Genomic DNA, 14,896 nt, shown 5'->3' on the forward strand with positions numbered 1-14,896 from the left:
GCTGCACCCCAGCGCTGCGCAGCGTGCGGGCGAGGCGGTTGGCCCGCTCGTTCAGCTCGCGGTACGTCAGCCGCTGGCCTTCGCAGTAGACAGCAACCTGCTCCGGCCTCCGCACCGTTTGTTCCTCCAGTAACTGGTAGATCGTCTTCTCGCGTGGCGAGTTGACCGCGGTGTCGTTGAACGCATGCAAAATCTGCTCCTTCTCCGCCCCGCTCACCAGCTCAAGCTCACGGATGCGGATATCCGGGTTCGCCACGACCTGCTCCAGCAGGTAAGTCAGATGGGCTTGAATCCGTTCGATCGCTTTCGGCTCAAATGCGGCTGCGTTATAACCCATGTAAAGCTTCATCGATTCGCCCGGCAGCACAACAAGGTTGAAGTCATAGTTCGTTTGCTCCATGCTTTGAACGCCGGACAATCGAAGCGCGGAATGCTCTCCGCCAAGCTGCTCCATCTTTTCGTCCACCGGATAGTTTTCAAAGATCACGATATGACGAATCAGATCCTGCTTCTGCTCCGTCAATGTCTGGATTTCATACAGCGGGAACGTTTCGTAGGCATTGGAAGCAATCGCCTGCTCCTGCGCCCGCTTCATGACGTCAGCAAAGCTTTCCTCCCCTGCGCAGCGGATACGGACAGGAATCGTGTTGATAAATAGTCCGATCATCCGCTCCACGCCCGGAATTTCTGCAGGACGTCCCGACACCACGCTGCCGAATACCGCATCATCCGTTCCGTTGTACCGTTGAAGCACGATTCCCCATGCGGCTTGGATCAATGTGTTGATCGTAACTTGATGCGCTTTTGCCGTCTGATGAATCCGTTTTGTCAACTCGCTTCCAAGCTCATAGTCGTAACGCTGCGCGCGATAACCGGATACGTCCTCCGAGTTCCCCGGCTTGCCGGCAGGCAGCAAGGTTTGCTCTTCGTAACCTGACAGGTAGCTGCTCCAATAAGCAGACGCTTCTTGCGTGTTTTGCCGCTCCAGCCATTCGATGTAAGAGCTGTACGCCCATACCTCGGATAGCTCAGGCTGCTTACCCCCGACTAGCGCAAAGTAAGCTTCGAACACTTCCTGCGCCACAATCGAGAGGCACCAGCCATCCATGATGATATGGTGGAAGCTCCAGATCATATGGTGCTCTTGAGGGCCGGTACGCAAAATCGCGATGCGCAGCAGCGGATCACGGGCGAGATCAAAGCCTTTCTCCCGATCCTCGCGCTTAAACCGCGCGATTTCCGCTTCACGTTCCTCGGCGCTGAACCCGCTAAGATCCTCGAAGACCCGTGTGCCGCGTTTGCTGCGGAATACGACCTGGACAGGGTTTTCCTTCCACGCTGTGAAGAAGTTCGTGCGCAGGGCTTCATGGCGCTGCACCAGCAAGTCGAGACTTTGAGCGAATGCTCCCGGCTCGAACTCGCCCTTCAAATCGAACGACGTCTGTTCGAAATACGCCCCGGAGCCGGCTTCCAGCAGGCCGTGGAACAAGATGCCTTTTTGCATTGGCGTCAAGTTGTACACGTTCTCGATCTCGCCAATAGCCGCCGTTTGCAGCATAAGCCGCTCCAATTCCTCAATCGTTACGCCTTTCAAGGACACATCGCTTGGCGTCAGCTCGGTGCGATCCTTCGAAACGCAATGCGCAATCACTTCCTGCAGGCTGGCATGGAGATGGCCAGCGAGCTGCTCCACCGTTTCCCTGCGGTACTGCTTAGCGCTGTACCTAATCGCGAGCTGCAAGGCCCCGTCTACGACTAAGCTGTTCAAATCAAGCGCAAAGCGCAGCGCTGTATCAGCGCTCGCCGTCATTCCGCCGGCAAACGGAGACAAGCGAATATCATGCTGCTGGAAGTCCTGATCAAGCTGTCCCAAATAGTTGAAGCTGATTTCAGGCTCGGCCCGAAGCGCCGGAGCTTCCTGCTTCCGTGATAGATACCTTAGCAGGCCGTAGCCGATACCTTTATCCGGTATGGCGTGAAGCTGCTCTTTGGTCCGCTTGATCCGCTCGCGCAGCGTCATATCGGCTCCTTGCGACAGCAGCACCGGGTACACGCTCGTAAACCAGCCGACAGTGCGTGTCATGTCCAGGTCCGGAATAATCGGCTCGCGTCCGTGCCCTTCCAGACTAACCAGCACATCCTCCAGGCCGCTCCAGCGCTGAATAGCGATACCGAGCGCCGTGAGCAGCAAGTCGTTCATTTCCGTGTTATAAGCGCGGTGCGCCTGTTTCAGCAGTTGTACGGTTTCCTCAGGCGTCCAATTTAGCGTAATCAGCTCACTGTCCTGCAGCTGCGGGCGTTCGTACGCATAGTCCTTAGGCAGCGGGCGGCAGGATGCCTGTTCGATCTGCTGCCAGTAGGCCCTTTCGCTGTCTAGAGCCGGGCTGTCTGTGTATTGTTCGAGTCCCTGGGCCCAAGCTTGGAACGAGTCTGTCTTCAGCGGCAGCCGGATCGCTTCACCTTTTGACGCCTGCTCGTATCCCGTCATGAAATCTTCAAACAAGATACGCCATGACACCACATCAATAGCCAAATGGTGCACCGCGATCAACAGGTGGTCGCCATCCGCGCAACGGAACAGTCCCAGCTTGACGAACGGTCCGGCGTTTAGATCGATGGAGCCTTGAATTTCCGTCGCCTTCTCCTCGATCCAATGGTTTAAGGAATCGTCCATCACTCTGTCCTGCAGATCGATGACTGCAAGGTCAAGCAGTTCGCCCTCCGTGACGGCACGGTACCGGACTTGATAGCCGCTTCCGCTGTCTTGGACAACCAGGCGCAGTGCGTCATGATGCTCAGCCAGCTTATGGAACGTCTGGCGCAAGGCTCCTTCTTCAAAACGATCCGGACGGTAGATCATGAACGACTGGTTAAAATGCTGCGGCTGAGACGGATTATGCTCAAAGAACCAGCGCTGAACCGGGGTTAGCGGCGCCTCACCCGTTACCTCCCCTTGGTCCGCAAGCCGGACGGCTGTACGGACATGAGCGCTCAACGAAGCGATGGTCGGATATTTGAAAATATCTTTCATCTCCAGCTTATAGCCGGCTTGCATCATGCGGGACGCCACCTGGATCGACTTGATGGAATCGCCGCCCAAATCAAAGAAATTGTCGTGAATGCCGACCGTCCTCAAGCCGAGCACCGTCTGCAGGATATTCGCGAGCGCACGCTCCTCTGGCGTACGCGGTGCGGCATAGGCCTCGCCTGACTGCACGCTTGCTTCCGGCGCAGGAAGCGACTTGCGGTCGATCTTGCCGTTAGCAGAAAGCGGCATCCGTTCAACCTGGATGAAGTACGTCGGCACCATGTAGCTTGGCAGCTCCTTGGACAGCGCCTCGCGCAGCTCGCCCGCCATCAGCTCTTTTGTCGCTACATAGTACGCGCACAGCAACTTCTGGCCTTGGCCGTCATCACGGGCCACTACGACCGATTCCAGCACCGATTCGATGCGGAGCAATTCGGTTTCCAGCTCGCCCAGCTCGATCCGGTAACCGCGGATTTTCACCTGATGGTCGATCCGGCCCAGATACTCGATGTTCCCATCGGGCAGCCATCTGGTCAGGTCTCCGGTCCGGTACATCCGCTCCCCTGCCACAAATGGATCAGCCGTAAACTTCTCCGCCGTTAATTCCGGACGGTTTAAGTAGCCTCTTGCCACCTGCACCCCGGCGATGCACAGCTCGCCTGCCACCCCGACTGGCTGCAACTGCTCCGTGCCTTCCTTCAAGATATACAGCCGTGTATTGTGCACCGGCTTGCCGATTGGAATCACCGCATAGGACTCATCCGGCTCGCAATCGAAGTACGACACGTCCACCGTTGCTTCCGTCGGTCCGTACAGATTGATCAGCTGCGTCCGGTTCACCCGGCCAATCGCTTCTTGGAAGCGGGCCACGTGCTGCGGCGGCAGCGCTTCTCCACTGGCGAATACATGGCGCAGGCTGGACGTTTGTTCCGTGACCGTTGGCTTCGGCTGCTGCTCCGCGTAATCCAGGAACGCATGAAGCATGGCCGGGACAAAGTGCATCGTCGTCACGCCATAACGGCTGATCGCCTGCAAAATAAGCTCCGGGTTTTTCTCTCCGCCCGGCGTCAACAGGCAAACGCTTGAGCCGACCATGGCCCACCAGAACAGCTCCCACACCGACACGTCGAACGTAAAGGTCGTTTTTTGCAGAATCACGTCCGCCTCGCCAATCGGGTAGCGCTCATGCATCCACAGGATACGGTTGAGTGCGGAATGATGCTCGATCGCCGCGCCTTTCGGTTTGCCGGTCGAGCCCGACGTATAGATCACGTAAGCCATGTCGCGCGGACCGGCGCCAAGGGGCAGGTTCGTCGCATCTTCGGCGTAAACCGTCACCTCGTTCAAATCAAGAACCCGGCCTTCCAGCTCCGTCGGCACGCGGTCCAGAAAGCGGCTCTGTGCCAGCAGCAACCGGGCTCCGGAATCTTCGACGATATAGCGGATGCGCTCGGCCGGATACTCCGGATCGATGGGCACGTAAGCGCCGCCCGCCTTCAGAATCGCGTAGATGCCGACAAGCATCTCCAGCGAGCGCTCAACCATGATCGCTACAGGCACATCCGCGCCAACGCCTTCAGCGCGCAGCGTCCGCGCCAGACGATTCGCCCGCTCGTTCAGCTCACGGTACGTCAGCCGCTCGTCCTCGAACAGCACCGCTGTCCGCTCAGGCGTGCGGGCCGCTTGCTCCTCGAACAGCTCATGAATCGTCCGCTCCCGGGGATACTCCGCGGCCGTGTCGTTGAAGCCGTGCAGCAGCAACTCCTTCTCCTGCCCAGTTACCAGCTCCAGCTTGTCCACCGGAATAGCAGGGTTCGCTGCAATCTGCTCCAGCACATGCACGAAATGGTGCTGCATTTGCTCAATTTCAGCCAAATCAAAGGCGTTCGCGTTATATTCAAACTGGAAGCGAAGCTCGTCGCCCGGCATGACAATCATGTTGAAATCATAGGTCGTTTGCTCGGACATCACGACGTTCGAAATCGCAAATCCGCTTTCGCCGCCGCCCTTCATCAGCAATTGCTCGGCTTGCTCTTCCATCGGATAGTTTTCAAATACAATAATATGGTTAATTAAATCCTGCTTCTGTTCCGTCAGCTTCTGGATTTCAAAGAGCGGATACGTATCATAGCTTTGCGTTTTCAAGGTCTGCTCCTGGCTGCGGATCATCGCCTGGGCGAAGCTTTCGCCCGGCACTGCTTGAAGACGGACCGGTATCGTATTGATGAACAGACCGACGATGCTCTCCACGCCTGGAATTTCCGCAGGACGGCCCGACACGACGCTGCCGAACACAACATCGGGACTGTTGTTGTAATTTTGCAGGATGACGCCCCATGCCGTTTGGATCAACGTGTATAGGGTAACCTGGTGCTGCTTGGCCACACGGTTCAACCTCTCGGTCAATTCTCGGTTCAGCAAGAAGATATGCTTAACGGGTGCAAATCCGCTTGCGGCATCCCCAGCGTCCGATTGAGGGAGTAACGTCATCTGCTCATAACCGGACAAAACCTGAGACCAGAATTGCTTCGCTTCCTGATCTTCCTGCTTTTCCAGCCAATCAAAATACCGGCTGTAAGGCGTAACAGAGGCAAGCTTCGGCTGCTTCGAGCTAAGATAAGCGTGGTAGCTCTCGAACACCTCGCCTAACATGATCGATAAGCACCAGCCGTCCATCAAAATATGATGGAAGCTCCATACCAAGCGGTACGACTGATCGCCGGTTTGCAGCACGGAAACGCGCATTAACGCGCCCTGCTCAAGATCGAAGCCCCGTTTTTTATCCTGGCGGAGGAAGCTTTCGGCGTATGCCAACCGCTCATCCGCTTCAAGCGGCCGCAGATCCTCGTAGCTGAAGTCGACCGGTTTATGGCGAATGACCACCTGAATCGGCTCGTCAGCCAGCGCAGTCAAATAATTGGCACGCAGAACCTGGTGTCTTTGCACAAGCAGCTCAAAGCCGCGGCGGAATGCCTCCACCCGGAAGCTTCCTTCCAGATCCAGTGTCAATTGCTCAAAGTACGAGCCGGCTTGCCGGTCCATTAAGCTGTGGAACAGCATGCCCTTCTGCAGCGGCGTCAGGGCAAACACATCCTCCAGCTCGCCGACATGGCGCATCAACTCCGTAATTTGCTCAAGCTGCGCCAGGGAAAGTCCTTTCATTTGCAGGTCGCTTGGCGTCAGTTCCGGCTGTTCCTTGGACGTGCAATGGTCTAGTACTTCACGCAAGCTCGTTTGCAGAAGCCCTGCCAACCGTTTGATGGTATCTGCCCGGAACGCTTCCGTATCATAGCGGATCGTCATCTCCAGTTCCCCGCCAACGATCATGCTGTTCACGTCAACCGGGTACCTCATGACCGTCTGCACGCTAACCATTTCACCGGTTGGATGCGGGGATAAGCTCAAGCCGCTTTGCTCCAAGTCCTGATCGAATTGGCCCAAATAGTTAAAGCTAAGCTCCGGCTCTTGAGCAAACACTCGTTCCCCAATGTTCATGGACGACAGGTATTTCAGTAGGCCAAACCCGATGCCCCGGTGAGGAATCCGGCGCAGCCCTTCCTTCACCGTACGGATACGGTGCGAAATGTTCTTTTCCATTTCACTGCTTCCCATTTCAAGCACGACCGGGAACTGGCTTGTAAACCAGCCTACGGTACGGGTCACATCCACATCCGGAAGGATTGGCTCACGTCCGTGCCCCTCCAGATTGACCGCAATCCGGTCATGCCCGGTCCAATCCTGGACAGCTATGCCAAGCGCAGTAAGCAGCAGATCGTTGATTTCTGTATGGTAAGCACGGTTCGCTTGCTTCAGCAGCCGTTCGGTTTCCTCATTGGTCCAGCGGACCGATACAACCTCGCTCCTGCCAACCGTCGGCGTCCCGACGTCGGCGAAGTCCTTGGGCAGCGGGAGGAATCCGGCAGCGCCCGACTCCAGCCAATACTGGCGTTCGCGCTCCATGGCAGGGCTGTCGGCATGGGCGAGCAGCTTGTCAGCCCACGTTTGGAACGAGTCGGTTTTTTGCGGAAGCTTGATCGTCACAGAACCGCTGAGTGCCTGCTCGTAGCCCGCTGTCAAATCCTCAAGCAATATGCGCCACGATAGGCCGTCCACAACCCAGTGATGAATGGCCATCAGCAAGTGGTCCCCATCTGCGCAGCGGAACAGGCCCAGCTTAACCAGTGGCCCGTCATGAAGCGGGATACTGCTTTGAATCGCGTTTGCTTGCGTTTCAATCGCTTCAGCTACATGCTCCACTTGCGTAAAGTCGAAGATCTCCAGCCCGTATAGTCCGCTGCCTTCCCCGTCTGTACCGCGATTCCAGGTTTCATAAACGCCGTTCTCTGTCTTGCGGAGCACAATGCGAAGGGCATCGTGATGCTTGACGATGGCCTCCACCGCCGAGCGAAGCGCAGCTTCCTCAAAGCCCGCTTTCCGGTAAAGCAGAAACGCCTGGTTAAAGTGATGTGGTTCAGCCGGGTTCTGCTCTAAATACCAGAGCTGGATCGGGGTATGCGTAACAAGTCCGCAAACCTCGCCTTGATCGGCAATCCGGCTGGCTTCTTGTACATATCTGCTCAACTCCGCCACGGTCGGATATTGGAACAGCTCTCTCATTTCCAGCTTATACCCGGCTTGAAGCAATCGTGAAGAAACCTGGATAGCTTTGATCGAATCGCCACCCAGCTCAAAGAAATTATCCAGCACACCGACATTCTTCACGCCAAGAATAGACTGCCAGACCGAGACAAGCGCCTGCTCGACGGCGGTACGTGGCGCCACATACTCCGCACCTGTTTGAAGGCTGCCCTCCGGAGCGGGAAGTGCCCGGCGGTCCACTTTCCCATTTGGCGTAAGCGGCATCTGTTCAACCTGTACAAAGTACGACGGCACCATGTAACCCGGCAGCTCCTGGGACAGCGCGCTTCTGACCTCATTGGCACCAAGCTCGCGTTCTGCCACATAATAAGCGCACAGCTGCTTTTGTCCGTTTTCATCCTCACGCGCGATGATCACCGCTTCCTGTACCGCCTCCACTTGCAGAAGATGCTCCTCAATCTCGCCAAGCTCAATGCGGTATCCACGGATTTTCACCTGCTGATCAATCCGTCCCTTATACTCCAGCGTACCGTCCGCCCGCCAGCGTACCAGATCACCGGTCCGGTAGCAGCGCTCGCCTTTACGGAACGGGCCGTCGATAAATTTCTCCGCCGTTTGCTCCGGTTGATTCAAGTAGCCACGGGCCACCCCATCGCCGCCAACCAGCAGCTCGCCCCATGCCCCGACAGGCTGAAGCCTCATAGCGCTGTCGACAACATAGGCCGTTGAGTTGCGGATCGGACCGCCAATCGGCACCGTATTGGACCGCTCCGCAGGAATCACGTACGCCGTTGAGAAGGTCGTGTTTTCCGTCGGACCATAAATGTTTACGAGCCGGAAGCCGGGGTTATCCTGAAGCACGCGGTTCATGTGCGGCACGGACTGCGCCTCGCCCCCGACAAGCAGGGTGTCCAAGCTTGCAAACAGGCGGCTGTCCTGCTGTGTGAGCTGATTAAATAGCGCAGTGGTCAAGAACATCGTTGTAATGCCTTTTTCCTGAATCGTCTGCTTCAAGCTGGCCGCATGCAAGATCATGTCCTTATTCACCAAATGAAGCTGTCCGCCATTCAGCAGCGCGCCCCAGATTTCAAACGTGGACGCGTCAAAGACGACCGATCCGGTTTGCAGGATGCGCGTTGTTTCATCCAGCGCAGCATAATCGGTATTTTTAACCAATCGGACTACATTTCGCTGTTCAACCATAACTCCCTTTGGCTTACCGGTTGTTCCGGACGTATAAATCACATAAGCCAAATGGTTAGGTCCGCTTACCGGTTCCAGGTTGGAACCATCCTCGTCATAAACCTCCTTTCTGCTTATATCCAGGGTCGTTCCTTTAAAGTGTTCGGTAACTAACTCCTTCCGCTCGGTCAGCAGCACGTTGACCCCGGAATCTTCCAGCAGATAACGCACGCGTTCCTCAGGATAGTCCGGATCAACCGGTACATAAGCGCCTCCGGCTTTTAATATCCCTAAGATGCCGACGACCATTTGCGTGGACCTCTCCGCTATCATTCCAACCGTATCATCCGCCGTAACGCCAAGGGCGCGAATCGTGCGGGCCAGCCGGTTTGCTCGCTCGTTGAGGTCGCCGTAGGTCAAGGCCTTTCCTTCGCAGACCATGGCCGTCTGCTCTGGCGTTCGTCCCGCCTGTTCTTCAAAAAGCGCAGCAATGCTTTGTCCGCTTGGATAATCGGCTGCCGTATCGTTAAATACGTTAAGAATCGTTTCCTTTTCCGTTTCGCTTAGGAGAGACAACTGTTGGATCGTCTGCGTCGGACTTTTAATCATGCCCTCCGCAACGGCTAGAAATTGACGAATGATTTGCGCCACTTCCTGCTCATCAAACAGCTCGGTCCGGTAGTCGAAATAGAGCATCATTTTTCCCCGGTCGAGCTCATCCACCATATGAATGTCAAAATCGTTCACGATATCGCCGCAAAAATCATTGTCCGGCTGCATGGTGAATTCGCCAAATTTGGCAAAGCTGTACGTCCGGTATTGAATGGACCCGCCGAACAAACGCTGTATATCCTGACTGCGACGGGTTTCGCGCAAATCTTGAATGACTTTATTATACGGATACCGCTGATGGCGCAAAATCGAGGATTGCTCTTTCGCAACGCTTTGCAAAAAGGCCAACAGCCCGGTCTCCGGCTCCACGCGAACCCGGGTCGCTACCGTACTGACGAACATGCCGATCGTATCCTTTTCTTTCTTGTTTGTCCGGTTTGCATAAAGCGTACCAATTGGAATATCCTGCTCTTGCGTAACCTTGTGCACGTAAATATATAAGGCTGATAAAAAGAAAGTAAAGAGACTGATACGGTGCTCCTCGCAAAATGCCTTTATCCCCTTGTGGAGCTCCTCGCTGAGTTCGGCGCCCTCCCTTCTGCCTGCTGTGCTAAGCGTTAAGGGATTGTAAGTTTTGAGCCCGATCGTCTCCGGAAACTCGCTAAACTTATCGAACCAATAAGCTTTGTCCTTCTGATACCGGTCTGACTGCTCATATTCCTGCTCCGCTTGAATAAAATCAAGGTAGGAATTAGCTTTCAAGCTACTGGCGGCATCGAAGGTCCCATTCGCAAGCTCTTGGTAAAAGCCCGTCACTTGGTCGAGCGTCTCGATCATCGACACACCGTCCGTGGCGATATGATGCATCCTCAAGCTAAGCCAAATTTCCTCTTCATGGATACGGATAATCGTAAACTGATACAGCGGTGCATGCAGCAGCTTGAACGGCACAACGTTATTCTTCTTTAGCCACTCGGCCGCCTGCTCTTGGGGCATCTCCAAGTGTCCAATCACGAGATCCTCTTCGGCATAAGGCACGATGTACTGCCAAGGGACACCGTTATCACTGGCAATACGAATACGGAATGAGTCGCTGCGCTGCACGACAATACCGATCGCTTGTTTCAAAATATCTGTATTTACAGCGCCATTCATTTTGATGTTAAGAATGATCGTTGACGCATTGCGATTTGGATACAGCAGTTCCGTATACCAAATACGCTGCTGCGGTTGCGTCAACGGATACAGCTTCACCTTCTCGCGATCAAAGATCTGATTGTTTGCCAGCTCTTGTTTCATGACAAATTCACACACTCCTATTCGCATCGTAAAGTGATACTGTAGAGGTTATACAGACACCAAGACCTGCTCTGCGTGATATTGTAAATCGTGAAGCTTGGCGTACACGCCATCTTTGGCCAGCAGTTCTTCGTGTGTTCCTTGCTCGACCAAGCTGCCATCGGCAACCACGCAAATGCAATCGGCTTGCTCTATGGTAGACAGCCTATGGGCGATGACCAGCGTTGTTCTCCCCCTCATCAGCTCTTGAAGCGCTAGCTGGACTTCATGCTCCGACTCCGCATCCAAAGCGGATGTAGCCTCGTCCAATAACAGAATGGGCGCATTTTTGAGCAGGGCTCTGGCAATCGCAATCCGTTGACGCTGCCCTCCGGATAAGGTTGAACCGCGTTCCCCGACAATTGTCGCATAACCATCCGGCAGCTCTGTAATGAATGCATGGGCATGCGCCATCCGGGCCGCATTCTCCACTTCTTCATCGCTAGCATCCGGGCGTCCAAGACGGATGTTCCCGGCAATCGAATCGTGGAAAAGAAATGCTTCCTGAGGGACATACGCAATGAGCTCTCGCAGTTCTTTAATACTATAAAGCTCTAGAGGTTTGCCCTGAATGGTTATCAGACCAGACTCCTGCTCGTAAAAGCTGAGCAGCAGCTTCATGATCGTGCTTTTACCGCCCCCGCTTGGTCCGACTACTGCAGTCACTTTCCCGTCCGTTACAGACATAGACAGACACCGCAGCACCGGGCGGCCCGGCTCGTAACCGAAGGTAACGTTACAAAGCTCCAGCGCCGGGACATTGCCGGATGCCTCTTGATAGGCCAGCTCAGCCAGAGCAGCGGTAGCCCTGTCACCTTCCGGCTCCACAGGTTCATCCAACAGTTGATGGATTCGGGCAGCACCGGCAAGCGAGTTTTGCATCAGCGTAATCGCAGCCCCAACCTGGAGAAAGGTGCTTGAAATTCCAATTTGCAGGTAAAGAATTAAACCAAGCGTCCCCAGTTCAAGCTGCTGTGTGGACACGAGATATAAGCCGATGGCGAGAATCCCCCCCATGCTGAGAAACTGAACGGCGAAGTTGCAGGCTTCCAGCACACCGGATTGATGGCCCTGCTTGAGGCCAGACTCGCTAACTTCCTCGCTGGCCTCCTCGCAAAGCTTGCCGATCTGGTTCCTCAAACCGAATAGCTTCGTGATCTGGAGACCGCCGATTAAATCCCCTACGCGCTCTGTCAATATGCCCATTTGCGCTTGCAGCTTGTCGCCGATCGCGCGCATCCGGGGAGCAAAACGCGCGTTAATGCCTATGGTCAACAGTGCCAGGACGACGAGGACAAGGGCAAAACGCCAATCGACCGCGCATAGGACAAGAATCGATCCGGTTACCATGGTGATTTGTGAAACAATCGATCTTAAATGCTCATGGTACGTTTTTTCGACCACTTGCACATCACTGGTCATCCGCGAAAGCAGGTCGCCGGAGTGGTGTTCTTCCGCAGCACGAAACGTGATTTTACCAATATGCTTGTATAACTGCATCCGCATCTCGGCTAAGGTCAGCCTGATGCTTCGCAAATACAAATAGCTGAATATAGGCGATAAGATACACAATCCGACAACGGAGACGACCACAATCGTAATAGCCGCATACAGATCTTCCAGTTGCCCGCCGACTGCAAAATTCAACAGGTCTTTGATCACAAAAGCAATAAGTATCGAAAGTCCGGAGTTGGCCAAGCTATCGCCGATCAGTCCGGTATAATAAAGATGGCGTCGGGGGCGCATAAACTTCATGAGCTGCTTGAAATCAAGGAACGCTTGTTTGAAGGACATCGTCCGCTCCCCCCTTCCTGCTTGCCGTGCCCTGCGCTGTCTCATCTTCCTTCGTTAATTGATGGAGATACAGCTTTTTATAAACACCGTTTTGCGCCAAAAGCTCATCATGCGTACCGCTTTCCGCAATACGTCCCTGATCAAGGACAAGGATACGGTCAGCCTGCAAAATCGTTGACAGCCGGTGGGCGATCACCATAACGCTGCGGTCATCAGCCAAACGCTTTAAGGCGCTATGCACTAGGGATTCGGACACCGTATCAAGCGCCGAAGTAGGCTCGTCCAGCAGGATGAGCGGGGACTGCCGAAGCATCGCTCTGGCAATGGCCATCCGCTGCCGTTGCCCCCCGGATAATCCGCCGCCCCGCTCGCCCAGCATCGTATCATAGCCTTGCGGAAGCTGCTCGATAAAGTCATGGGCATTCGCTGCTTGGGCTGCGGCCATAATCTCCTCACGGGTAGCTCCCAGCCGCCCAAATCTGATATTGTCAGCGACCGTAGCGGGAAATAGATAAGCATCCTGGGAGACAACGGAAATATTTGACCGCAGCGCGGATAAATCCCACTCGGACAAAGGCCTGCCGAAAATACGAATCGTGCCTTCGCCCGGTTCAGGTTCGTAAAAGCCGCACAGCAGCTTAAAGATTGTCGTCTTCCCGCCGCCGCTTGCGCCGACGATAGCCAGTGTTTCTCCCCGGTTTAGCTGAAAGCTGATGTCGTTCAGTACGTTCGTTTTACCATCGTAGGAAAAGGATACACGATCGACGCTGACCGGAACATCCCACGAGCCAGCTTGCTCTTTGGAACCGGTTTGCCTTTCGACAGGCCAGTCAAGCGCATGGAAAAGCCGCCGGGAGGCGCCCGAAGCCTCCTGCAATTGGGCAACCAGTGTAGGAGCCAAGCTGACCGGCTGCAAGGCAAGTGGCAGCAAGTAAAGAAACAAGATGAGACTACCGGCATTCAATTCACCGATTCGGATTAAATGCCCGCCATACACAACGACGAAAATAACAGGCACCGCAAGGAACAGAATAGCGATGGGCCCGAGCGCCGCATACCGCTTTTCAAGGCGCAAGCCCAGCTTTACGGCATGCTGCGTCAGTTCGCTATACTTTTGATAAAATATCGTCTGCGCGTTAAACGCTTTCATCACTGCCAAGCCTCCGATAGAGTCCTGCGCCAGTGCATTCAATTGACCCATGGTATTCTGGATCTGCTCGGAAGTCGAGCGCAGCGTATGGGTCAGCAGTCCGGCAACCAGCATGCCTAAAGGAAACAGCACGAGACTGATCAGCACCAGCTTCCAGTGTGTAAGCAAAAGCAGGGTCAGCGCGCCGATAAAAACGACAGGCAAATAAAACAAATTGGCGAAGTGCTGAATGAAAAAATTTTGCAGCAGCGCCGTATCGCCCGTTAACCGGGAAATCAAATCGCCCGTTAATTTGCGTTCCGCTTGGGAAAGCGGCATATCGCCAAATCTGCGCACGAGCTCGTTGCGCAAATCGCGAAGTACCTTGACACTAAAGCGGGCTGATGCATATTTGATCAGGTACCGGCACGGCATGCCAATCGCGATCATCCCTACCAGCAGGAAGAAAATCATAGAGGCAGAGGCTGCCCCCCCATTCACTATCCATTCGAAAAACTTGCCCAGCATGATCTCGATGGCAGCGAGCGCCAGCGAAGCAACGACTGTTACCGCCACCCAGAACGAGAATGGCTTCACATAACGCACGAGTCTGCGAAAAACCGGCGAGCTTTCAGTCAACATATCTTCCTCCGTTCATGAAGTATCAACTGACCACCAATTCGCTAGCCAATTTACTATTTTTCATATCTGTATAATCGGAAATACTCCTGTTGTGGGAGGAGGTGACTGGCGAGAAAATGTTGAGCCCACAATAGGTGAACAAGTCTGTGGCCCGTTTCATGATGAATGAAGTCATAACCTTTGAAGCTGTCGACACTTGCCTTACTCTCACCCTCTCTTTCCTGTCATTATCTCTTGCTAACATGAACATTGTATCAACATTTTGTAAGCGCTATGTTATTTCCATATAAAGTATACATTAACATTATAACGGAGGATAAAAGAATTACAAGCAGTTTTACAAAGTTATGGTTTCGATCAGTTGAAAACTTTGATGGCACGTTTTATAAAGAACACAATGAGTTTCATAAGCCCGGAACAGGTTTGATCCATGCATTATAAAAATAAACATTGATCATATGAATTAAAAACCTTACAATACAAATATTGACATAATTATTATTTTAATTACTCTATATAAAATAAATAGGATTATTGGTAAAATCAGTTTCAAATATGGTCACTTGACTCTT

At 54.0% G+C, this 14,896-nt stretch carries 3 protein-coding genes; all 3 read right to left on the reverse strand.

Translation table 11 applies throughout. The annotated features are described in order from the left end of the window. A partial coding sequence (locus tag BLO51_RS12380) for a non-ribosomal peptide synthetase (RefSeq protein ID WP_167670188.1) occupies positions 1-10,720 on the reverse strand: 10,720 nt, incomplete at its 3' end. A 48-nt stretch (positions 10,721-10,768) separates the two neighbouring features. Further along, positions 10,769-12,553 carry an ABC transporter ATP-binding protein gene (locus BLO51_RS12385; protein ID WP_090671864.1) on the reverse strand — a complete coding sequence of 595 codons (1,785 nt, stop codon included), beginning with the start codon at positions 12,551-12,553 and terminating at the stop codon, positions 10,769-10,771. Beyond that, positions 12,528-14,321 carry an ABC transporter ATP-binding protein gene (locus BLO51_RS12390; RefSeq protein WP_245719642.1) on the reverse strand — a complete coding sequence of 598 codons (1,794 nt, stop codon included), beginning with the start codon at positions 14,319-14,321 and terminating at the stop codon, positions 12,528-12,530. Before BLO51_RS12390 ends, BLO51_RS12385 begins: the two co-directional genes overlap by 26 nt. Positions 14,322-14,896 lie beyond the last annotated feature (575 nt).

This window comes from Paenibacillus tianmuensis (assembly GCF_900100345.1).
In the GTDB taxonomy this organism is placed as follows: domain Bacteria; phylum Bacillota; class Bacilli; order Paenibacillales; family NBRC-103111; genus Paenibacillus_G; species Paenibacillus_G tianmuensis.